This is a genomic window from Acinetobacter bereziniae LMG 1003 = CIP 70.12 (genome assembly GCF_000368925.1).
In the GTDB taxonomy this organism is placed as follows: Bacteria; Pseudomonadota; Gammaproteobacteria; order Pseudomonadales; family Moraxellaceae; genus Acinetobacter; species Acinetobacter bereziniae.
Genome location: NZ_KB849756.1, coordinates 1,591,502 through 1,613,361 on the forward strand (window position 1 = coordinate 1,591,502; position 21,860 = coordinate 1,613,361).

A 21,860-nucleotide genomic window follows, 5' to 3' on the forward strand; every position below is an offset into this window, starting at 1 on the left:
ATTCATTTCTTCTATGTATTTCATTCAACCCAGTCGCCAGATTTCAAGTTTAGAGCACGTATTAAATACGCTTCCAAGCTTGCAGATGATTACCATTGAAGAGATTCATCTTTATGATCCAACCAGAATCGCGATTGCAGATGTACATGATTTTTTAGAATATCAATGGGCACTGCCAACGATTGTCATTGCACAAGAGAATGAAGGTGCTGAGCTTTCCCTAGCATGGGAACTTGGTGCGCTTGCTGGTTGGATATGGACCAAGCTTCCTAGCAACCTTGAAGGTTCGCTCTTTAAGATAGATGCCCAATATAAACGAAACCAAGATAGTCGCGATCTACCCTCTGCTGCAGAATTACAAAAAAAACTCCTCCCCAATCCAATAGACCTGCAAAACTATAAAGTTGAAACCCTTTTTCAGCCTTCAGCTTACTTGTCTGGTGACTGGTATGATTACTGGAAAATCAGTGATAAAGAAATCATGTTCTATTTGGCGGATGTCTCCGGTCATGGCGTAACCAGCTCTTTGTTGACTTCATGGATGGCAGCTTTTCACGGGCGTTCAAAAACACCAAGAGAGTTAATTAAGAAACTGAATGGAATGCTTGTACAAGAGAATATTGAAAAACACATCACTATGCTGGCAGGAATTCTCAACATTGAGACACATACATTAAAGTGGTCAAGTGCGGGGCACTATCCACCCCCTATTATTTTTGAACCCAATCAAGCTCCTCGTGTTTTAAATACCAGTAGCTTTCCTTTAGGACTTACAGAAGACTTAGAGGTTGAAGAATTTGAATGTACTTTAAATAAGCATGCGCGGTTCATTATTTGTTCTGATGGTGCACTTGAACCTTTTTCTGGTGGTTTGAATGAACAATTCGCTCAATTGGTCTATCATTTGCAAAATCAATCATTCCGCGCGCCAGATCACGTCGCAGATGACATTGCCATCCTCAGTCTTCGCAGAATGAATTAACATTATAATCAAATACATATAACTAATTAGACTATTAACTGATATGCAAACGCTTGAGTATAGACTTGCGCTATGTGATAATTTTCCTATCCTTCTCTGCAAATGGCATTTATATGTCAACAGGTCATGTTGAATATGCAAGCTTGAATGGAACGCATATTTTCAAACTTATTGGTGAAGTGCGAGCCCAATCTTGTATTAGTTTAGACAAACTTTTGGCAAGGATTGAACAACAGAAAAACGTCATTGGCGCAATTGTTGATTTAACCCAAACCACATTTATTGATAGTACTGTTCTTGGAATACTTGCGAAACTTGGTTTAAAGTTAAAACAAGTACACCACATCCAAGCAGTCATGCTATCCACAAATCCAGACATTACCACTCTAGCCAATAGCATGGGCTTAGGGCAGGTGTTTGTCATTTTAAATTATTGTGGTGACCCTAAAGTATGTACCAATGCTTTGATTGACGACAATGTGAATCACAGCACCATGTTGTGTACCGTTCTCGATGCACACAAAACGTTAATGAAGCTCAACGAAAACAATCAAAATATGTTCGAGCCATTAGTGAAACAACTTGAAAAGCAGCAAGATACTATGGAATGTGTATCTTCAGATCAGCAAAACGCTTAATCTTTTCAAAATTGTTATGATTAGGGATAGCACATGACTTTACTTTCTGTTGTTCAAATGAATTCTCAAAATGACATTGAAGCTAACTTCAGTGTGATTGAGTCATTGGTGCAACAAAGTAAAGCTGATGGTGCATCTTTGATTGTTTTCCCAGAAAACTTTGTCTGTTTCGCGGCTGGAAAACAACGAGAAACTGCGACACGCTTTGAAGATATTCAAAAGCGTTTAGAGCATTTAGCACATCGTTATCAAATATGGATAGTTGCCGGTACATTACCGTGCCCGTTCCGTCCAGATGGCTCTATCATTGAAGATGGTCGTGTACGTACAGTAAGCTTATGTATTAGCCCTGAACGTACTGAGGCGCGTTATGACAAAATTCACTTGTTTGATGTGCAAGTGGGCGATGCTGTTGGTGGCTATCAAGAATCAAAATTCTTTGAACCAGGCAATGATGTTGTGGTTGCAAAAACACCTTTTGGCAATATCGGCTTGATGGTGTGCTATGACCTACGCTTTCCTGAACTTGCACTGATACTTCGCTCCGAAGGTGCAAATCTTTTAACAGCGCCTGCTGCATTTACTTATACCACAGGTCAAATGCATTGGCAGTTATTACTGCAAGCTCGTGCGATGGACAGTCAATGTCAAGTTTTAGGTGCTGCTCAACAAGGTTGGCACGGTGAGAAACGCCAAACTTGGGGCCATGCTGGGGCAACCAATAGCCGAGGTCAAATTTTGGCAATGTCAAATCAGGAAGGCGCTCAACTGCTGACTGTACCTTTTGATTTAGCTGAACAAGATGCTGTTCGTGCATCAATGCCACTGATACAACATCGCCGATTGATTACTCTCTAATATTTTCCCAAATGACTTTATTTTATGAATATGACAAACAGCGTTATACTCAGTATGAGTCATATCTTTTGAGACAAGCATGCAACAAGACTATTCACATTTAAATCTTGATCATCAAGTTTGCTTTCTTGTTTATTCTACGAACTTGGCACTCAATCAACTGTACCGAAAAATACTTGCACCATTGGGCTTAACTTACCCACAATACTTAGTCATGCTCGTGCTTTGGGAAAAAGATGGTGTAACTGTCTCTGAAATAGGTGAAAAGCTGTTTTTAGAATCCTCTACGCTAACCCCTTTGCTTAAAAAATTACAAAGTCATGGTTTACTTAATAGGGAACGTTCGACCCTTGATGAACGTCAAGTGATCATTAGCCTAACTGAAGAAGGACAGCAATTAAAATTAAAAGCCGTTGATATCCCACTTCAAATCGCTCAAGCCAGTGAATGTAATTTAGACACATTGACCGAGCTTAAAGAGCTCCTTTCAACTTTACGCGACAACATTTCAAAATAATTTTTTATTAAATTTTACACAAACACTACTTGTTTAAATATTTATATCGTATACGATATATTTGAACACAATCAAAGGAAGCATCCAATGTCTTTAGAAAAAGTGGTTTATACAGCACATGCAAAAGCAACAGGTGGTCGTGATGGTCGTGCAACATCATCAGATGGAATTTTAGATGTTAAACTCGCTGTTCCAAAAGAAATGGGCGGTGCTGGTGGTGGAACCAATCCAGAACAACTTTTTGCAGCAGGTTATTCAGCTTGTTTTTTAGGTGCGATGAAATTTGTTGCGAATCGTGATCATTTAAAAATTACCCCAGATGTATATATCGAAGGTGATGTCGGTATTGGTCCTATTCCTACTGGCTTTGGTATTCAAGTGACGTTAAACATTCATTTAGAAGGTTTAGAGCAAGAAGAAGCACAGAAATTAGTCGATGCTGCTCATATTGTTTGCCCATATTCAAATGCGACTCGTGGCAATATTGATGTGACATTGAATGTGATTGTTTAATGTTATGCCCCCTACTTAATTAAAAGTGGAATTTTTATTTTTTAAGTAGGGGCGCACTGTTTTATTTCTCGTTGAACTTTATGAACGAGATAGAATTAATTGCTACTTAAGTCACACACGCAGTAAAGCGAAAGAAAATTCGAATTATACAACCAAGTCATCTCTAACTATTCAGCCGCCTCATTGGTCACACGTAATACTTCTTCCATGGTCGTTTTACCCGCCAATACTTTACGTAAACCATCATCACGAATTGAACTCGCATCTCTACGTGCATATTCTTCAAGTTCGTACTCAGCAGCATTACCATGAATTAAACGACGCATTTGCTCATCAATCGGTACAATTTCATAAATCGCAGTACGTCCCGTAAAACCCGTATGTGAACAATAATCACAACCGTTTGGCACAGGTAACTTTAGATCTGATTCTAAACTTACAGGTTTAAATACATCTTTTTCAAAATCATCTGCTTCACGCCATGTATGGCAATGAGAGCATAAAGTTCGAACCAAGCGTTGTGCAATCACACCAATCAATGAACTGGATAATAAGAAGGGTTCAATTCCCATATCTTTCAAGCGTGTTACTGCACCAATTGCAGTATTGGTATGAAGTGTAGATAAAACCAAATGACCTGTTAAAGAGGCTTGCACTGCAATTTCTGCGGTTTCTAAGTCACGAATTTCCCCCACCATCACAACATCAGGATCTTGGCGAAGCATCGCTTTCAGCGCACGCGCAAAAGTCATATCCACTTTGGTGTTAACTTGGGTTTGTCCAATACCTTCAAGTTGATATTCGATTGGATCTTCAGCGGTTAGAATATTTTTTGAACCATCATTTAAGTCAGAAAGTGCGGCATATAAAGTTGTTGTTTTACCAGAACCTGTTGGTCCCGTAACCAAAATAATGCCGTGTGGACGGTGAACCAATTGAGTCAAGCGATCATAGTCGTTTTTCATCAGCCCCAAATGCGTCATGTTTAAACGTCCAGCCTGTTTATCCAGCAAACGCATCACTACACGCTCACCATGAGATGATGGCAGTGTGGATACCCGAACATCTACCTCACGCCCAGCGAGACGTAAAGAAATACGACCATCCTGCGGAATACGTTTTTCGGCAATGTCCAGTTTTGCCATCACCTTGATACGTGATACCAACAACGGTGCAAGTTCTCGACGTGGTTGTACAATCTCACGCAACTGACCATCAACACGTAATCGCACAGATAATTTCTTTTCAAATGCTTCAATATGAATATCAGATGCACCCACACGGATGGCTTCTGACAACAAGGCATTGATCAGTCGGACAATAGGTGCATCATCCTCCTGATCCATCAAATCTTCTGTTTCAGGAACTTGATCAGCAAGGCTTAATAAGTCGGGATGATCTTCCAAGCCAGCTGCGACTTGTTGTGACTCACCTGTTTCACCTGCATAGCTTGAACTGAGCATTTGATTAAATTCAGTTTCATTGCATAATTGATGTTGTGCAACGCGACCAAGATAACGACGTGCTTCCTGAATCGCAATTTGTGCGGTATCCTGACGACGAACAATAAAAACTTGATCACCTTCATAACGCAACAGCACTCCATGCCGTTTTGCAAAACTATATGGTATTTGTAATTGTTTAAGAACTTGCATTACAACTTATATTAATCATTTAAATTGCTTTGAGTGTACTCTATGCACATGACAGCGTGAAGTCTGTTTGTTAAAGATTTGATGATGATTTTATGAATAGGATGAACACTTTTGTCTAAAAAGAAAGACCATCTTGAACCAGAACTTCCCGATTTAAAGTGGTGGGGAGAACAAAATTTTGAATTGAACCAATCCAAAGCATGGCAGTTTGGTTCAATGATGATGCGCATTACACGCGGTTTACAAGAATGGCGTCTAGAATATTATCGCCCACACTTCCAGTACGACTATGAACAGCAATGGCATAAAATTCATGATGTGAATTTTGGTTTTCCTGAACCCGTGCATGTTGAGCGCTACATGTTTAGAGAAACTCACAAAACATTTCAGTTAATGCCCCGATTGGCTGACCGTTCTGTAGTTATTCGTCCTGTCGATCCTATTTATATTCCAGCAGGACAACGTGGTACGCTGTATATCAGTACCCCCTTATGGATTTCAGGCTTTGTTCAGGCACAGAAAGAGCCACTATTTGATATTCCTGTGATTTTGCCTAAGGATACATGGTTTGGTCCAGATCACCGTACAGGTGAAATGTGTTATGCGACCTCAGTCGATGGTCGTACAGAATTGAATTTATTGCGCCCCCGTGCTTTCCGTGCTGTTACCCCGATTGATTTTCACAATGTCAGCAGTCATCAATTACGCTTCGATCGGATGAATGTGCCTGTTCCTGCATTGCCTTTATTTTATAGTGAAAGTACAGGTCGTTTATGGACCTCACAAATTAAGGTCATTTATGAAGGTAATGATCGTCCTGCTCGCGTTAGAATTGAAAATCGTACCCCACCACTGGCTGGAGAAGTGATTTATGTTCATCCACCACGTTCACCGGGTGGCGCATTATTTAACATGTTTGATTCATTTTTCTAAGGGATGAGGTAAACAATGGCTCAATCCAATATTCCCAAAGACATCGCGGACAGCTTAAAAGGCATTTTCACCAATGTAAATTTAGATCGTTTAAGTGAAATTGCCGTTGCACTGATTCTCTGCTTTGTTGGCTTTGTACTGGCGCGTGTTATTTCCAATACTTTTATTCGAACTATAGGTGCACGTTTTAATGCACATCAACGTTTGGTGTGGCGCAGAGGTATTTTTTATTTTATTTTCTTGCTGTTTGTAATTGCCAGTTTAAAAGAAGCAGGATTTAAACTCAGTGTATTTTTAGGTGCAGCAGGGATTTTGACCGTAGCACTGGGTTTCGCCTCACAAACCTCAGCATCTAACTTGATCAGTGGATTATTTTTAATCGGTGAAGGTTCTTTTGAAGTCGGTGATACAATCCAAATCACCCTCATTCGTGGGCATACGATTGAAGGTGAAGTAATTTCCATTGACCTTTTGTCCGTGAAACTTTTAACCATGGACAATGTTTATGTACGCCTACCCAATGAGCAACTGATTCGAGCACCAGTCCATAATCTATCAAAATTCCCGATACGACGATTGTCGATCACGGTAGCAATTAATTTTAATGAAAATATTAACAAAGTCCGTGAAGTATTGATTGAGGTCGCCAACGATTACCCATTGGTTTTGGCAGATCCTAAACCACGTGTGACTGTGTCCGCGTTTGGTGAATCATCCATTGAAATTTTATTTGCACTTTGGTGTATGCAAGCCAACTATCTACAAGTTAAAGATGAAATTCATGAGCTGATCCGTAATCGCTTTGTGGAAAATCAAATTGAGATTCCTGTGCCTAAAATTGGTTTTGTGGATCGTCCAAATCCAAATGAACCACTGCAAAATGCAGACATTGATGGATATGCCAATCAACAAGATTTAAAGTTAGAGCAAAAACAAGATAAACAGCTTTAAAGCTCAATGGGCAGATGAATCCTTGGTATCAAGCATTCATCTGTCCAATTACAAAACCTTCATCAATTTTTAAACAATGAGCTGATAAATTAGTCACTTCAAAACAACAAAATCGACACAAGCACAATGCAACTCAATCATTATTTAAATTTTGAAGGTCAAACAGAAGCCGCTTTTAACTTTTATAAGTCGTTTTTTGGTGGAGATTTCTCTTTTTTAAAGCGCTATTCAGAATTGCCTGATGTCCAAGTCCCTGAACAAGAGAAAAATTATATTTTGCACATTTCTTTGCCCATTAATGACTTTACTGTATTGATGGGCTCGGATACCACTGAACAGTTCTGTGCACCAAATAGTGCTCCATTCAGCAAAGGAACTAATCATTATATTTCGATTAATTTAGAAGCACATGAAGCGGATGAAGCTCAACGATTATTTACAGCACTCTCTGCCAATGGTCAGATTGAAATGGCTTTGGATAAAACGTTTTGGGGTGCTCTATATGGCGCTTTCACAGATCAGTTTGGTATTCGATGGATGGTAAACTGCCAACTCAATGAAGTTTAATCATCTCATTAAAATATAGCCTATTGATTCGACATGATATAGGCTATAGTTTACTCAAGAAAACGACATCATTTATAACAAATATGATCACAGGGCTTACCCATACACTTCTGATTATTCTCATCACGATTGCAATTTCTATCATTGCTTGGCAACAACGCAATGTCATGAATCGTTTGATTTTCAATATTTCAGCAATTAAGCATGGTCAATATGATCGCTTTTTAACACATGGTTTCATCCACAATGATGGTATGCATTTATTCTTTAATATGTTTACCTTGTATTTCTTTGGACGAAATATTGAATGGTTTTTCCGTGGTTATTTAAGTGGTATGGGCTTTGTCTTATTTTATTGTAGCGCCATCATTATTGCTGCTATTCCAAGCTATTTGCATCATCGGAATTTAAACTCTTATCGAAGTTTAGGCGCCTCAGGTGCAGTCAATGCAGTACTGTTTAGTTCGATCTTATTTAATCCTTGGGGCATGATCTATATCTATATTTTACCGGTTCCCGCAATTATTTTTGGAACAATATATTTGTGCTATAGCATGTATGCGATTCGTTCTGGGCATTCACCACTGATTGACCATCGTGCTCATATTACTGGTGCAATCTATGGTTTCTTATTCCCATTACTTTTAGAACCTTCTCTGGGCACAGCATTTTTTTATAAGTTTATTAATTCACCACTATTTTAAATTTTGCATTCACTCACTGATGTCTAAGCTATGGTTAAGCTTTAGACATCAATATTGGAAAATTGCGCAATAATTGTGAGACCAACAGTAATAAAAGCAATCCCGACCCAGCCAGCTAAATCAATATTTTGACCTAAAAATGTCTTGGCTAATAACGCAGTGGCGATCACCCCAAGCCCAGACCATAAAACATATAGAATTCCAGCTTGCATAAATTTCAACGCATAAGCAGCACATGCAAAAGAAATGATATACAAAACTAGAGCGATGCCTTGATCAAATTTATTGACCAGACCATTGCCTTTAGCAGAATAAAATGTGGATAGAACATCAGTCGCAATTGCGATCAACAGCCAAAATACCCCAGGATTAATTTTTGCAAGTAAGAAAGACATTGTCGTTTTAGTTCAAATCATCATCGTCAAATTTTATCTTGAGTAAACCTCAACAACCAGCAGAATCTTTGGATAAATAAAAAGGTGAATCCCTCGATTCACCTTTTTAGGTTTGAATTTTAAAAACTATGCTTGATCCAACCTAAATGATGTCATGGTCAAAGAACCTGCTACGGCTTGATCATTAAAAATACTCAGCTGATCATTTTCTTCCTGTAAACCTAAAGCATATAACATTGGATAATAGTGATCTGGTGTTGGAATCGACAATAAAAATTCAGGACCCTGCTTTTGCCAATCAATCAATGCTTGATGATTATGACTTAACAAAAAATTCTTCATTTTTGCATCTGCTTCTAAAGCCCAATCATAACCAAAGTGACCATCAAATTTGTCAAAAGCAACTTTTCTAAGGTTATGGACCAAATTACCACTCGCAACAATCAAAACACCTTTACGGCGCAATTGAGCTAGTTCTTTTGCCAAATCATAATGATATTGTGCATCCTGACTGTAGTCGATACTCAACTGTACGACGGGAATATTGGCTTGTGGAAATACATGACATAACACCGCCCATGTTCCATGATCCAAGCCCCACGTATGATCATGATGAACTTCAACACGATGAATCGCAGCAGTTGTTTCTTCAACCAGTGCTTTATTTCCAGAAGCAGGATATTGCATATCAAATAATGCTTGAGGAAAGCCACCAAAATCATGAATCGTTTTGGGTTGTTGCATGGCAGTAACTGCTGTAACACCCTGTGTAAGCCAATGTGCAGAAATACATAAAATTGCTGTCGGTTGTGTCTCCATTTCAGCACCAATACGATTCCACGAACGTGTAAAATCATTGGTTTGAATGGCATTCATTGGAGAACCATGCCCAAGAAACAATACAGGCATGACTTCAGTATTCGGTAAAGTTGCATTCCAACCTTTGAGTAACGATAAATCACCTGTTGTTTGATTGAGCATTTCATTCACCATAATAAATCTTTATTTCATTATGTGATCTTTCAATTCGGTAAAACAGCGACTTTTACAGCATACAACATTGCAAAAATGCAACGATCAATTTAAATTCCTGATTTAACTTTGAACATAGTTTTAGTCGGCATGAAAGCATTCATGTTTAATAATTCGACCAATCATCCAGAAAAAAGCCGAACATATGTTCGGCTTTCTAATTCAAAATCAATGCTTAAAATAATCAAGCGCCGGTTTGATAATGCGCTTTCGGTACTGCTGTAGAGGCTTGATAAGGGTGAGTAAAATCACCTAAACCAGCAGCAGCTTCTTGAATATCTTTACCTTCTTTAATTACAAAGGTATCAAAACCTGAACGCTTCATATAATTCAAAACGTCTTTAAATACATCACCAGTTGCACGAAGCTCACCTTGGTAACCTTGGCGACGCAATAATGCCGCAAAGGAATAACCACGACCATCATTAAACCCTGCAAAATCAATAAAGATTGCATCTAACTGATCAAGCGGAAACTGGTTAGTTTCTGGCGAAGCATCCACAGTGATCAATAGCGCTTTTTTACCTGTTACATTGGCAAGCTGATCCAACTGTTCAACAGTCAACAATACATCACCTTGAGGTAACACACCATCCTCACCAATAATTTGATAAGTATTGTCTGCAATAGAGCCATCTTTAGAGAGGACTTGAAGTGCGGTATTAAGCATATGCACGCTCCTTAAATGGTTTAATGCCGACACGGCGGTAAGTTTCAATAAATGCTTCACCTTCATTACGAAGATCAAGGTAAGTATTTAAAATTTCATCAATAATATCAGGTACAGCTTCCGCAGCAAATGATGGTCCTAAAATGTCACCAATTGAAGCATCGTGGTCTGCGTTTCCGCCCAAAGTAATTTGATAGAATTCCGCACCTTTTTTATCTACACCTAAAATACCGATATTACCGACATGGTGGTGACCACAAGCATTCATACAACCTGAAATATTCAAGTCAATATGACCTAAATTATAAACTGTATCTAAATCATCAAAACGGCGTGTAATCGCTTCAGAAATTGGAATCGATTTCGCATTCGCCAAAGAACAGAAGTCACCACCCGGACAGCAAATAATATCGGTAATAAAGCCAATATGTGCACGAGCCAAATTGTTCTTTTCAAGAACTTGCCACAATTCAAATAAATCTTTTTGCGGAACATCCACCAATGAAATATTTTGTTCGTGCGTAGTACGCAACTCGCCAAAAGTATATTTGTCTGCAAGATCTGCAATCAAATTCATTTCTTCAACAGTCATATCACCCGGTGCAATACCTGCACGTTTGAGTGAAATGGTGACAATACGATAACCAGCCACTTTATGTGCATTGGTATTGATATTGAACCAATGCTTGAATTTTGGATATTCAGCAAATAAGGCACTAAAGTCTTCATCCGCATAATCTTGATAATCAAACGGCATGAATTCTTGATCTAATTTTTCTAAGATCTCGGGTTGTACTTTCAATGTTTTGATGGTTTCAGCAAACTCAGCTTCCACTTTTTCAGCAAACACTTCAGGTGTTAATGCTTTCACCAAAATTTTAATACGTGCTTTGTATTTATTGTCACGGCGACCATGTAAGTTATATACACGAAGTACTGCTTCCAAATATGCAATTAAATCTTCACGTGGTAACCATTCACGAATCATTGAACCAATGATCGGTGTACGTCCTAAACCGCCACCGACTTTGATTTTATAACCCAATTCACCCGCTTCATTTCGAGTTAAATATACACCGATATCATGGAATGAAGTTGCAGCACGATCAATTTCTTCAAGTGCAGACACTGCAATTTTGAATTTACGTGGTAAGAATGCAAATTCAGGATGGAATGTCGACCATTGACGAATCAATTCACAAGTTGGGCGTGGGTCGGCAATTTCTCCAGCCACAACGCCAGCATATTGATCAGTAGTTGTATTACGAATACAGTTTCCTGAGGTTTGAATGGCATGCATTTGAACAGAAGCAAGACCTTCAAGCATATCAGGAACGTTTTCCAGTGCAGGCCAGTTAAACTGAATATTCTGACGTGTTGAAACATGCGCATAGCCACGGTCGTATTCTTTAGCAAGTTCAGCAACTTTGCGCAATTGTTTAGAATTCATTAAACCGTAAGGTACAGCGATACGTAGCATTGGCGCATAACGCTGCACGTATAAACCATTTTGTAAGCGTAAAGGACGATACTCATCTTCAGTGAGTTTTCCAGCTAAATAACGTTCCGTTTGATCACGGAATTGTGCAACACGTTCGTTGATCAGTTGCTGATCAAAATCAGTATATAAATACATGGCGTACAGCTAGTAGTTTCATTATAACGATGGACAATATAACGAGTATTGATCTATCAAAGAAATGCTTTTTTTCCATATTTTATAGCGGTTTTATTGATAAGCATCCTCCAGGGATTGAATTGGCAAGACTTCGCTTAATATCCTCAGCGTTATAATGCATTTGATGTTTTTCTTCATTACTTATCTTTATTTAAGATAATAAAAAAAGAGCATAGATTCTATGCCCTTTTTAACTGATTGAAGACTTATTAAAAGAGGATTAACCATGAAGCAATTTAAATACTTGAGTTAAACACATGATCATCTCTTGGATTCACTCGTAGATAAAGATTTAAAGAGCTAATTTAGGATTGGTCATCCGAGCTTTGCTGTTCAGTATCATTTTCCAGTTTATTTTCAGCAATTTTTGCAGCTTCATATCCTGCAAATGCACCTGCCGCTTTTTCTAAAAATCCAGCATCAGGATCTAATTTATCAACACCTTGCTCAGCAATTACAGCACCTGCAATTTTACCCAATTCATCTAATAATCCGCTCATTGCATACACTCCACAGTGTTTTGTTTGAGTTCTCATTGTATTCAGTCTCATGTTCAACATTGCGGAGACTTTGTTGTATAAACAACAGGCTTATGCGTAAGTACTGCAAAGAATTATATTGTTTGTTGCTAATTAAACCACTGTTAATCTTTTAAGGCTGAAATACTGCGCCATTTCGATGAATCAAATCGCGTTTACTGTTAAATCGTCAAGTAGGTATTTTCCCACGTACTTTCACAGAATTGACTTAAATCTGTTTTCGTATCTACTTCAATCAATTCAACATAGCGACCATGTACATGATCAATTGCAATACAATCATCGATATCTAAAACCCGATCTGTGTGCTGCTTTTGCCAATGGTTGGCAAAATGCTGTTTGCCCTTGCTTTTTGCTTCACTGGCATCTTGGGCGACAACAAGAACATAACGATGCAACTCTCCAAACTCATTTACATCGTAGCCACCTAGGTTAATTAACCACAACTTAGCGTCTAATAGATTCGGTTGAGCATCACTAAAACGGATCTGATATGTCTTATTTTCAAACTCAATGACTTGTAGCTTTTGCCAAGCATCAATATGCAAACCTTGTTGTTCACCAAACCACGCATTTTTTAATTGAGGATAAATTTCTTCAAGTGTGTCTCCAACAGCCAAAACGACATCATGGACTTCTGTATTGGCACGTGCATGGCGACCACCCAACATAACGATAAATAAACTAGACATATGCAACAACTAAATAACTAAGTGAATGTTTGAATAAGTTTTAATAGTAAAATCCCACCCACAGATAATACCGCATTATTGAGAAAATGAATGAGTAACACATGCCATATATTTCTTGTGCATAAGTAGATCAAGTTTAAAAATAATCCTGCACTCATAAAGCTGATTGTTGCGACTAGGTTCCCATCAAAATTATAATAATGAATCAAACCAAATAAAATCGAATTCAGCATGATCAAAACCATGCGCCATAACCACGGCTGAATAAATAGTTTTTGTAATAAGGTATAGCGGAACACGATATCTTCTAAAAGTGCAGTAAATAAAGGTCCAAAGCTGATGAGTAACAAACTCAGAAAAGCAATTTTTTCAGGATCAATAAATGGTCTTTCTTCGTGACTTTCACTCACAGGAAGAAATTGACGTGTGAGTGAGATAATCACTTGTAAGCATATTGCACCCACCACAACCAATATACTTGAACGCCAAAAAGCCTGTTGATATTTTTTCCAATGCGTAAACAACATATCCTTATATAAGCAGCACACTAAAATAAACAGTACGCCTCTTAAAATAGTATCGCCCAAACTGACAGCTATCGAGATTCCAAATATTTTTTCTAAAATAAGACCATTTATAACAATCAATGGGAGAATAGAAACGGCAAAAGTGTCTTTCCATCCCCAGATAATTTTTTCAGGGAAGTTTTCAGCCCAAACTTTTTGTAAAAAATGCATAACCAAGATAATCTTTTATTTTTAGTAGATTTTGCGCAAAAGAACGTAAATTCCAAATACTGTGTATAGAGTGCTTATCATCAAGATATAAAAAAGCCCCTTATAAAAGAGGCTTTCCAAATAAAAATGATGAATTACATTTCCACCATTTCCACACCATCAATACGCGCCACAGTCATTAAATCTTTATCACCACGACCTGATACAGTTGCGATAATAATTTGATCTTTTGACATCGTTGGTGCCAGCTTAGTGACATAAGCCATCGCATGTGAACTTTCCAATGCAGGAATAATTCCTTCAATATGGGTCAAATCACGGAAACCTTGTAAAGCTTCTGTATCGTTAATTGGCACATAATTTACACGATGCATATCTTTCAAGAAACTATGTTCAGGTCCTACACCTGGATAGTCCAAACCAGCTGAAATTGAATGTGTTTCAATAATTTGACCTTGTTCATCAGACATTAAGTAAGTTCGGTTACCATGTAGAACACCAACGTGACCTGCATTAAGTGGTGCTGAATGTTTACCTGTTTCTACACCCAGACCAGCAGCTTCAACGCCATACATTTTCACATCTGGATCATTTAAGAATGGGTAGAACAAGCCCATCGCATTTGAACCACCACCCACACATGCAACCAAGGCATCAGGTAAACGACCTGCCTGCTGTTGAATTTGTTGACGTGCTTCACGACCTATAATCGACTGAAAATCACGTACCAATTGTGGATACGGATGCGGACCTGCAACTGTACCAATGACATAATAAGTTGAGTCAACATTGGTGACCCAATCTCGCATTGCTTCGTTCATGGCATCTTTTAATGTTTTAGAGCCACTTTCTACAGGAACAACAGTTGCTCCGAGCAAACGCATACGATAGACATTCATCGCCTGACGTTTAACATCTTCAGCACCCATAAAGACAACGCATTCGAGACCTAAACGTGCTGCGATGGTTGCTGTTGCAACACCATGTTGCCCCGCACCTGTTTCTGCAATAATACGTTTCTTTCCAGAAAGCTTCGCCAATAATGCCTGACCGATGGTATTGTTGACCTTGTGCGAGCCTGTATGATTCAAGTCTTCACGTTTAAGATAAATCTGCGCACCACCCAACTCTTTCGACCATCGTTCAGCATAATACAAAGGACTAGGGCGTCCTACATAATAAGCGAGATCACGGTCGAATTCTGCCAAAAACTGAGCATCATCTTTCATACGGAAATAGAGCTTCTCTAAATCCTCTAAAGCTGCCATTAAAGTTTCTGACACAAAACGTCCGCCATGGATACCAAAATGCCCGTTTTGATCTGGGAATTGGGTATAGTCAATCACACTATTTTGTTGATTACTTTGCTGATCCACGTTGGACTCCTTGCATAAATCGTTCTACGAGTTGTTGGTCTTTAATACCTTTTGCGGACTCTACGCCTCCGCTCACATCGACTGCATAGGCTTGAGTCGTTTGTATGGCGTTTTCAACATTTTCAGGCTTTAAACCACCTGCCAAAATCAAAGGAATATCAAGTTTAGGGAATTGCGACCAATCAAAACTGTGCCCTGTTCCCCCTTTCAATTCAGGATGCCATGCATCTAAAAGCATAGCACTCGCGCCTGCCTGTTGGTATGGTCGAATTGTCGTAATAATTGCTGAATTGTCTGCGTCAGGTTTGATCTGAATTGCTTTATACCAACGACGCTTATTATATTGGGCAATCTGTTGGCATTGTTGTGCAGTTTCATCCCCATGAAATTGAATAATATCTAAAGGGACAGATGCTAAGACTAGTGCAATATCTTCTGCACTGGCATTCACAAACAAGCCCACAATACTGATATAGGGTGGAATGAGTTGCGCGAGTTGTTGTGCTTGTTCAATTGTCACGTAACGTGGGCTGGGTTCATAAAACACAAAACCAATCGCATCCACACCTGCATTTACGGCAGCATGAATATCCTGTGGTCGTGTAATTCCACAAATTTTGGCACGGGTACGCATAGTTTTGAACTCGAATTTGTTTAGATCAAACTGATTTTTTCAATATTTTGGACAAATCATTGTAAAGCAAATTCCTTCACTTGCGTTAAAGTTATATAGGATTATCTGTTTTACATTGTTTATACACTTAACAAACTTTATACTGCACACAAATGCAACAAGTCTAGCTTTAGGCTTTGGGAAGTTGGTGAAAATCCAACACTGCCCCCGCAACGGTAAAATGAAAATATTATTCTTTATAAGTCTCATGGCTTACACCACTGCAATATTTTGTGGGAAGGTGGAATAATCTGAATTGTTTTAGATTCTATATTTAAGTCCGGATACCAGCTTGTTGTGCCCTTAAACTCAATCATTCACGGGGAGTGAATGTATGGAGCGTATCATGTCTGTTATTTTTAAACCTACAGCGCTTGTAGGTGCTGTCGCTATTGCGATGGGGTTATCTTCTGCTGCATTTGCTGAACAGCAAGACCAGACTTCTAATTCGATAGCATCCTTGTCACCGATTGTTGTGACAGCCACTCGTTCAGAAGAAAGTCTAAAAAATATTCCTGTTCGACTTACTGTAATTGATCAAAAAACAATTGAACAAAACCCATTACTGAATGTTTCAGATGTCATCCAAAGAGATCCTGCTGTTTACATTAAACAAAGTGGTGGTATTGGACAAGTTTCAGAAATTGCTCTTCGTGGTACTAAAGCAGTACATACATTGGTTTTAAAAGACGGTGCTCGTTTAAACAGTCAAAATGAACTTGGTCCTTTATATCCTGCTTTCTTGGATACAACTGATGTTCAACAGATTGAAATATTGAAAGGTCCAGCTTCAGTGCAATATGGTAGTGATGCCATCGGTGGTGTTGTTCAGCTTATTTCAAAAAAACCAGTTAAATCTGGAGCAGAATTAACAGGTATCTATGGTGAAAATAATACTTACAAAGCGATTGCAAAAGCAGACCTAGTGACTGATCAAGGCTTTTATGCACAAGTCGGTGGACAACGTTTAGAAAGTGACGGTACACGTATTTTTGAAAGCCAACCAAAAAATGAAAAAGCAAGCTTTGATCAAAAGGGCTATAATGCAAAATTTGGTTATTCACAAGAAGATATCGTGGATGCTTACGCATCAATCAGTGAAAACAAAGGTACAAATATTTTTAGTAATGATTACATTGTCAACACATCACCACGTGAATTTGAAAATCGTGTGATCAATGCCAAAGTCTCTTATAATATTTTGCCTGAACTGATCGTAAATGCACAATATTCCAATGTTCAAGACAAACAAAATGTTCCAGCTTATGCATCGCATTACAACACAGAGAATAATCAGGGTGATTTAAACTTAAAATGGAAGTTTACACCAAATCAAAATGTCTTGGTTGGTGCAACATATAATGATGCGAACTATAAAAGTAATACCATCTTAAAAAATGATCAAAGTGTAAATAGCACAGGTTACTATTTACAACACCAATTCAAAAATGAGTTGTTTGATACCCAAGCTGGTATTCGTGTAGAAGATAATGAGCGTTTTGGTACGCATACTGTAGGACAAGGTGCCGTACGTTATCATTTCTTACCGAATGCAAGTGTATATGCCAATATCGGAAGCGCTTTCCGTGCGCCAACCTTAAATGAGTTATATTCACAATGGGGTGGTAATGAGAAGTTAGAGCCTGAAGAAAGTACCTCTTATGAACTGGGCTTTGATTATGATTTAACATCAAACATCAGCACAAATATTTCTGCTTATCACACTAGAATCAAAAACTTGATTGTTTACAATTATCCTGCGGGTAATGAGAACATTGATCAAGCTAAATTTACCGGTGGTGAAGCTGAAGTTAAATGGCATCAAGATGATTTGTTCCTCTCTACCGCATATGCTTATGTGAAGACAGAGAATGACAAAGATGGTAATGAAATTGCTTATCGTCCCCGTCAGACTTTAACGCTCACCACGGGTTTAGAAAATACTAATTATGGTATTAGCGCTTCACTCATTGCACGGGCGAAAGCTTATGCAGATGCGGTCAATAAAACTCGTGTTCCTGGTTATGCAACTGTAGACTTAAACGCTTATTGGAACGCAACACCAAATGTTAAAGTCTTTACCAACATTCAAAATGTGGGTGATGTTGAATATCGTGAAGTTTTCAATAATTATCCATCACAAGATTGGTATATCAATAATGGTCGCCAAGCTTCGGTTGGGGTAACTTTCCGTTACTAAAAGCTAGACTCAAAAAAATATCTAAAACAGCGCAGTTTATGGATAATGTTTTGACCGACATTATCCTTTTTTATTCTTTAGCTTTTCATTTTTATCTAGGACAAAATCATGGGACATCGCTTAAGTAAAATTTACACCCGTACAGGTGATTCGGGAACCACTGGATTAGGAGATGGCTCTCGTGTACCTAAAGATGACTTACGTATTACCGCTTTAGGTGATGTGGATGAACTCAATTCGATCATAGGTGTATTACGTTCACAAATCTCAATCAGTGATATTACGGATAAAGCCCATTGGGACAAATCGCTCAGTTTAGTTCAACACTGGCTGTTTGATTTGGGGGGTGAAGTCTGTATTCCCAACTACAACTTGCTGCAACCTGTTTGTGTGGAATTTCTTGAAAATGAAATTGATAAAATGAATGAAGATTTGCCGATGCTAAAAGAGTTTATTCTTCCATCAGGCACCTTGGCATGCAGTTATGCTCATCAAGCACGTGCAGTATGTCGCCGTGCTGAACGTAGCCTCATGACTGTGCATAGCAGAGACCAAAATATTCAAGCCACAGCCTTACAATTACTCAATCGCTTGTCAGATTGGTTTTTTGTTGCCTCTCGTACATTACAACGTGCAGAAGGTGGTAGTGAAGTGCTTTGGCAAAAGAACATCAACGATACAATTTAACTATCTTTGACCATTCATCTATGATTTTTTGACAGTATGATCATGTTTAGTCCTACTGAAAGAATAGGACTAAACACAAATTTTCAGTTAAAGATTAAAGTTTCGTCATCAGTCAAAATAATCTAATGGTTAGGCTTCTATGATGAGATCGATGATCTGAATATCGAGTTTATTCTATGAGAATTATCGGACATCGTGGTGCACGTGGCGAAGCACCTGAAAACACCTTGGGTGGCTTTCAATATATTCATGACTTAGGTATCCGTGCGGTTGAGTTTGATGTGCGACAATTAAAAGATGATGAACTCATTATCATGCATGACGATAATTTCTTAAGAACCACAGGAATTGATCAACCACTTTACCCTTTAGACAGCGCACAACTCGCATCGTTTAACCAAGCCAATATCTGGATGGATTGGGAAAAACAAATGACACCGACTTTGAGGCAAAGTTTAAATATCATGCATGATTTTGAACATATTGAAGTTGAAGTAAAGGCTGTTGAAACCGTACAAGATGCTGAAAAGCTCACTGTTGAATTACAGAAACAGCTCAAAGATTTTAAACATACGGCGGTCATTACCAGTTTTGACTTAAAAATACACCACGCTTTACAACAACAAAAATCAGAATTTAAACGTGGTTTACTGATTGAAGAGGACATTCAGGAACAAGCCATTGAACAGGCATTAGAACTGGGTTGTTGCCAAATTGGCTGGATGAATCAGTTGGCAAGCGATGCAATAGTTCAAGCGACTCAAGCAGCAGGTTTGAATATCAGCGTTTGGACAGTGAATGATATTCAACGTGCTCAACATTTACGTGATTTAGGTATCCAAGGATTAATAACAGACTTTCCAAAAATGATGCAAGATGCATTAGGTCAATTGCAATAATTTAAAATAAATTGAGTCGCATAAAATCGGATTTTCTTTATAGTGTTGGAAGTGATTTAACTCATAACTTTCTTGGATTCAGTCACGACCAAGTATGAAGTTGTGGCACTTATTCTGGGTAAATTTTTTTACACACTTTTGACAATCAAGTACGACTTTTTAATCATTCATTTTTTTCGATCAAATCGCTAAAATCTGTGTTTTATTCTGTTACTGTTTTATACAATACAGATGTACACTAATACTAGTGAACATCTGTTCGCTCATGATACTATTCGTGAATAGTATAGCCTAGAAAAATGCTGAAGCTATGCGTTTAACTTTACCTAATGAAGGTTCTTAGGAGTGCTGTTGGAGATGAATGCTCCCCTACCCAAAGCCCCAATAAATTGGATCGGTGTTTTTGCTCTGGTATTCTTACCACTTGTGGCATTAATTGCGATTCCATTGTATGCCTACCATCATGATTTTAGTATGGCAGCTTGGATTAGTTTATTCGTTTTACTCGGCCTCAGTAGTTTAGGCATTACTGCGGGTTATCATCGCTTGTGGGCACACCGTGCTTATGAAGCGACTTTACCTCTTAAAATTATTCTGATGATTATGGGAACATTTGCTGTTCAAAACAGTATTTTGTTCTGGGCTTCAGGTCACCGTACTCATCACCGTCACGTAGACGATGTTGATCAAGATCCATATTCAATTAACAATGGCTTTTGGTATGCACACATTGGCTGGATGTTACGTAACTATCCTGCTGCTGAATCAAACTATAAAAATGCACCAGATTTGTTAAATGATAAAGTGGTGATGTTCCAAGACAAATATTACATTCCATTGGTCATTGCAGTTCATGCAGCTATTCTCCTTCCATTGGGTTGGGCTGTAGGTGACATCTGGGGCGTATTGCTCTTAGGTGGTTTACTCCGCTTAATCATTAGCCACCATGTAACCTTCTTTATTAACTCTTTATGTCATATGTGGGGCAAACGTCCTTATACAGACGAAAATACTGCACGTGATAACTTCCTGCTTGCCATTGCGACATGGGGAGAGGGTTATCATAACTACCATCATATTTTCCAATACGATTATCGTAATGGCGTGAAATGGTGGCAATATGACCCGACGAAATGGTTGATTTGGTCATGCTCTAAAATTGGTTTAGCAAAAAATCTTCGTCGTATTCCGAGCTTTAATATTAAAAAAGCAGAATTAGCAATGAAGTTTAAATATGCTGAACAGGACTTAGCAATTTACGGTCACAATGTAAATGCTGACATTTTAGCAATGAAACAAAAAGTCTCTCAAGAATATGAAGCTTTCACCCATACATTAAACGATTGGGCAGCTTTAAAAGAGCAAGAGTTACAAGCTAAAAAAGCCTCGGTTGCGGAAAAAATTCACCAAATGGATGTCAAACTTAAAGTTGATTTTCAGTTGGTTGAGCAAAAATTGGCTTTCCACCGTGAGCGTTTAGAAACATTGATGCGCGGTATTAAAAAGAACGTTGTTTCTTAATCTATCAATCATCAAATCAGTAAAAATCCACATAAATAGAAAAGCTCCAACTGGAGCTTTTCTTTTGCCTAATTTTTATAACCATCTAAATCTAAACCGAGCAACTGACATGCAGATCAATAATATCCCTTTTGGCATCACCAACTGGACAGAGATTCCGACCACCCGTCACCAAGGTGAACAAGGTTTTGCACTTTGGCGAACTCAACAATTTGATCAAATTCGTGTTCGAATGGTCGAGTACTCAGCAGGATATTTAGCAGATCACTGGTGCTTGAAAGGTCATATCCTTTTTTGTTTAGAGGGTGAGTTATATACAGAACTTGACGATGGACGTACATTTACTTTAACCGCTGGTATGAGTTATCAAGTTGCAGATCAAGCGGAAGCACATCGTTCTTCAACCACATCAGGCGCAAAGTTATTTATTGTCGACTAAATTA

Annotated in this window: 24 protein-coding genes and 1 riboswitch; of the genes, 14 read left to right on the plus strand and 10 right to left on the minus strand. The window is 38.4% G+C overall.

The features are described from left to right. Positions 1-13: 13 nt before the first annotated feature. From gigA to F938_RS17205, 5 genes are all read left to right on the plus strand, one after another. Positions 14-982 carry an RsbU family protein phosphatase GigA gene (gene gigA, locus F938_RS17185; RefSeq protein ID WP_005033793.1) on the plus strand — a complete coding sequence of 323 codons (969 nt, stop codon included), beginning with the start codon at positions 14-16 and terminating at the stop codon, positions 980-982. Positions 983-1,095: 113 nt separating this feature from the next. Next, a complete protein-coding gene (gene gigB / locus F938_RS17190) occupies positions 1,096-1,620 on the plus strand; it encodes an anti-anti-sigma factor GigB (protein ID WP_009586265.1) in 525 nt (174 codons plus the stop codon). 33 nt (positions 1,621-1,653) lie between these two features. Then, entirely contained in the window at positions 1,654-2,478 is an 825-nt protein-coding gene (locus F938_RS17195; protein ID WP_005033796.1) for a carbon-nitrogen hydrolase family protein, read from the plus strand. Positions 2,479-2,557: 79 nt separating this feature from the next. Further along, positions 2,558-2,995, plus strand: coding sequence for a MarR family winged helix-turn-helix transcriptional regulator (locus tag F938_RS17200; protein ID WP_005033798.1), 438 nt, complete (start codon positions 2,558-2,560; stop codon positions 2,993-2,995). An 87-nt stretch (positions 2,996-3,082) separates the two neighbouring features. Further along, the gene (locus F938_RS17205; protein ID WP_005033801.1) at positions 3,083-3,508 is read left to right on the plus strand and encodes an organic hydroperoxide resistance protein; all 426 of its coding nucleotides are present in this window, start codon (positions 3,083-3,085) and stop codon (positions 3,506-3,508) included. A gap of 167 nt (positions 3,509-3,675) precedes the next feature. Here F938_RS17205 and gspE read toward each other — a convergent pair whose 3' ends face one another. Beyond that, positions 3,676-5,163, minus strand: coding sequence for a type II secretion system ATPase GspE (gene gspE, locus F938_RS17210; protein WP_005033803.1), 1,488 nt, complete (start codon positions 5,161-5,163; stop codon positions 3,676-3,678). Positions 5,164-5,274: 111 nt separating this feature from the next. Between gspE and F938_RS17215 the strand changes: the two genes are divergently transcribed. The 4 genes from F938_RS17215 to F938_RS17230 all read left to right on the plus strand — a co-directional run bounded on the left by F938_RS17215 (position 5,275) and on the right by F938_RS17230 (position 8,318). Beyond that, positions 5,275-6,096: a hypothetical protein gene (locus F938_RS17215; RefSeq protein ID WP_004824948.1), complete on the plus strand. Its 822-nt coding sequence runs from the start codon at positions 5,275-5,277 to the stop codon at positions 6,094-6,096. A gap of 15 nt (positions 6,097-6,111) precedes the next feature. Then, on the plus strand, positions 6,112-7,047 hold the full coding sequence (locus F938_RS17220) for a mechanosensitive ion channel family protein (protein WP_004824949.1): 936 nt from the start codon (positions 6,112-6,114) through the stop codon (positions 7,045-7,047). A 126-nt stretch (positions 7,048-7,173) separates the two neighbouring features. Next, positions 7,174-7,614 (plus strand): VOC family protein, encoded by a 441-nt coding sequence (locus F938_RS17225; RefSeq protein ID WP_005033806.1) that lies wholly within the window; start codon positions 7,174-7,176, stop codon positions 7,612-7,614. 83 nt (positions 7,615-7,697) lie between these two features. Then, the gene (locus F938_RS17230) at positions 7,698-8,318 is read left to right on the plus strand and encodes a rhomboid family intramembrane serine protease (RefSeq protein ID WP_005033809.1); all 621 of its coding nucleotides are present in this window, start codon (positions 7,698-7,700) and stop codon (positions 8,316-8,318) included. Between the two features lie 41 nt (positions 8,319-8,359). On the opposite strand, the gene F938_RS17235 is transcribed toward F938_RS17230, so the two are convergent. From F938_RS17235 to F938_RS17275, 9 genes are all read right to left on the minus strand, one after another. Beyond that, the gene (locus F938_RS17235) at positions 8,360-8,713 is read right to left on the minus strand and encodes a DMT family transporter (RefSeq protein ID WP_005033812.1); all 354 of its coding nucleotides are present in this window, start codon (positions 8,711-8,713) and stop codon (positions 8,360-8,362) included. Between the two features lie 126 nt (positions 8,714-8,839). Next, entirely contained in the window at positions 8,840-9,706 is an 867-nt protein-coding gene (gene ygiD / locus F938_RS17240) for a 4,5-DOPA-extradiol-dioxygenase (protein WP_005033814.1), read from the minus strand. 223 nt (positions 9,707-9,929) lie between these two features. Beyond that, a complete protein-coding gene (locus F938_RS17245; protein WP_004824955.1) occupies positions 9,930-10,415 on the minus strand; it encodes a DUF934 domain-containing protein in 486 nt (161 codons plus the stop codon). Then, the gene (locus F938_RS17250; RefSeq protein WP_004824956.1) at positions 10,408-12,051 is read right to left on the minus strand and encodes a nitrite/sulfite reductase; all 1,644 of its coding nucleotides are present in this window, start codon (positions 12,049-12,051) and stop codon (positions 10,408-10,410) included. Before F938_RS17250 ends, F938_RS17245 begins: the two co-directional genes overlap by 8 nt. 347 nt (positions 12,052-12,398) lie before the next feature. Next, positions 12,399-12,593: a hypothetical protein gene (locus F938_RS17255; RefSeq protein ID WP_004824957.1), complete on the minus strand. Its 195-nt coding sequence runs from the start codon at positions 12,591-12,593 to the stop codon at positions 12,399-12,401. Between the two features lie 200 nt (positions 12,594-12,793). After that, positions 12,794-13,324 carry a DUF1543 domain-containing protein gene (locus F938_RS17260; RefSeq protein WP_004824958.1) on the minus strand — a complete coding sequence of 177 codons (531 nt, stop codon included), beginning with the start codon at positions 13,322-13,324 and terminating at the stop codon, positions 12,794-12,796. Between the two features lie 17 nt (positions 13,325-13,341). Then, entirely contained in the window at positions 13,342-14,061 is a 720-nt protein-coding gene (locus F938_RS17265) for a CPBP family intramembrane glutamic endopeptidase (protein ID WP_005033819.1), read from the minus strand. 134 nt (positions 14,062-14,195) lie between these two features. Further along, complete coding sequence (gene trpB, locus F938_RS17270) at positions 14,196-15,437, minus strand: tryptophan synthase subunit beta (protein WP_004824961.1); 1,242 nt, start codon at positions 15,435-15,437, stop codon at positions 14,196-14,198. Then, positions 15,421-16,071 carry a phosphoribosylanthranilate isomerase gene (locus F938_RS17275; RefSeq protein ID WP_005033821.1) on the minus strand — a complete coding sequence of 217 codons (651 nt, stop codon included), beginning with the start codon at positions 16,069-16,071 and terminating at the stop codon, positions 15,421-15,423. The genes trpB and F938_RS17275 overlap by 17 nt, the downstream gene beginning before the upstream one ends. A 142-nt stretch (positions 16,072-16,213) precedes the next feature. After that, positions 16,214-16,420: riboswitch (cobalamin riboswitch) on the plus strand. 24 nt (positions 16,421-16,444) lie between these two features. Here F938_RS17275 and F938_RS17280 point away from each other — a divergent pair. From F938_RS17280 to F938_RS17300, 5 genes are all read left to right on the plus strand, one after another. Next, a complete protein-coding gene (locus F938_RS17280) occupies positions 16,445-18,310 on the plus strand; it encodes a TonB-dependent receptor plug domain-containing protein (protein ID WP_005033825.1) in 1,866 nt (621 codons plus the stop codon). A 108-nt stretch (positions 18,311-18,418) separates the two neighbouring features. After that, positions 18,419-18,997 carry a cob(I)yrinic acid a,c-diamide adenosyltransferase gene (locus F938_RS17285; RefSeq protein WP_005033827.1) on the plus strand — a complete coding sequence of 193 codons (579 nt, stop codon included), beginning with the start codon at positions 18,419-18,421 and terminating at the stop codon, positions 18,995-18,997. Between the two features lie 176 nt (positions 18,998-19,173). Next, positions 19,174-19,896, plus strand: a complete 723-nt coding sequence (locus F938_RS17290; RefSeq protein WP_005033828.1) for a glycerophosphodiester phosphodiesterase — start codon at positions 19,174-19,176, stop codon at positions 19,894-19,896. 357 nt (positions 19,897-20,253) lie between these two features. Beyond that, positions 20,254-21,417, plus strand: coding sequence for an acyl-CoA desaturase (locus tag F938_RS17295; RefSeq protein ID WP_005033830.1), 1,164 nt, complete (start codon positions 20,254-20,256; stop codon positions 21,415-21,417). Positions 21,418-21,526: 109 nt separating this feature from the next. Then, on the plus strand, positions 21,527-21,856 hold the full coding sequence (locus F938_RS17300) for a DHCW motif cupin fold protein (RefSeq protein ID WP_005033833.1): 330 nt from the start codon (positions 21,527-21,529) through the stop codon (positions 21,854-21,856). The last annotated feature ends 4 nt before the right edge of the window (positions 21,857-21,860 follow it).

Excerpts from the sequence above, each read along its gene's own strand:
- gigB (WP_009586265.1), top strand. The coding sequence starts at position 1,096 with ATGTCAACAGGTCATGTTGAATATGCAAGCTTGAATGGAACGCATATT.
- F938_RS17200 (WP_005033798.1), top strand. The coding sequence starts at position 2,558 with ATGCAACAAGACTATTCACATTTAAATCTTGATCATCAAGTTTGCTTT.
- F938_RS17295 (WP_005033830.1), top strand. The coding sequence starts at position 20,254 with ATGAATGCTCCCCTACCCAAAGCCCCAATAAATTGGATCGGTGTTTTT.
- F938_RS17290 (WP_005033828.1), top strand. The coding sequence starts at position 19,174 with ATGAGAATTATCGGACATCGTGGTGCACGTGGCGAAGCACCTGAAAAC.
- F938_RS17255 (WP_004824957.1), bottom strand. The coding sequence starts at position 12,593 with ATGAGCGGATTATTAGATGAATTGGGTAAAATTGCAGGTGCTGTAATT.
- ygiD (WP_005033814.1), bottom strand. The coding sequence starts at position 9,706 with ATGGTGAATGAAATGCTCAATCAAACAACAGGTGATTTATCGTTACTC.
- F938_RS17245 (WP_004824955.1), bottom strand. The coding sequence starts at position 10,415 with ATGCTTAATACCGCACTTCAAGTCCTCTCTAAAGATGGCTCTATTGCA.
- F938_RS17285 (WP_005033827.1), top strand. The coding sequence starts at position 18,419 with ATGGGACATCGCTTAAGTAAAATTTACACCCGTACAGGTGATTCGGGA.
- F938_RS17225 (WP_005033806.1), top strand. The coding sequence starts at position 7,174 with ATGCAACTCAATCATTATTTAAATTTTGAAGGTCAAACAGAAGCCGCT.
- F938_RS17195 (WP_005033796.1), top strand. The coding sequence starts at position 1,654 with ATGACTTTACTTTCTGTTGTTCAAATGAATTCTCAAAATGACATTGAA.
- F938_RS17260 (WP_004824958.1), bottom strand. The coding sequence starts at position 13,324 with ATGTCTAGTTTATTTATCGTTATGTTGGGTGGTCGCCATGCACGTGCC.
- F938_RS17250 (WP_004824956.1), bottom strand. The coding sequence starts at position 12,051 with ATGTATTTATATACTGATTTTGATCAGCAACTGATCAACGAACGTGTT.
- F938_RS17205 (WP_005033801.1), top strand. The coding sequence starts at position 3,083 with ATGTCTTTAGAAAAAGTGGTTTATACAGCACATGCAAAAGCAACAGGT.
- F938_RS17230 (WP_005033809.1), top strand. The coding sequence starts at position 7,698 with ATGATCACAGGGCTTACCCATACACTTCTGATTATTCTCATCACGATT.
- F938_RS17275 (WP_005033821.1), bottom strand. The coding sequence starts at position 16,071 with ATGCGTACCCGTGCCAAAATTTGTGGAATTACACGACCACAGGATATT.
- F938_RS17265 (WP_005033819.1), bottom strand. The coding sequence starts at position 14,061 with ATGCATTTTTTACAAAAAGTTTGGGCTGAAAACTTCCCTGAAAAAATT.
- gigA (WP_005033793.1), top strand. The coding sequence starts at position 14 with ATGTATTTCATTCAACCCAGTCGCCAGATTTCAAGTTTAGAGCACGTA.
- F938_RS17280 (WP_005033825.1), top strand. The coding sequence starts at position 16,445 with ATGGAGCGTATCATGTCTGTTATTTTTAAACCTACAGCGCTTGTAGGT.
- F938_RS17235 (WP_005033812.1), bottom strand. The coding sequence starts at position 8,713 with ATGTCTTTCTTACTTGCAAAAATTAATCCTGGGGTATTTTGGCTGTTG.
- gspE (WP_005033803.1), bottom strand. The coding sequence starts at position 5,163 with ATGCAAGTTCTTAAACAATTACAAATACCATATAGTTTTGCAAAACGG.
- F938_RS17300 (WP_005033833.1), top strand. The coding sequence starts at position 21,527 with ATGCAGATCAATAATATCCCTTTTGGCATCACCAACTGGACAGAGATT.
- F938_RS17220 (WP_004824949.1), top strand. The coding sequence starts at position 6,112 with ATGGCTCAATCCAATATTCCCAAAGACATCGCGGACAGCTTAAAAGGC.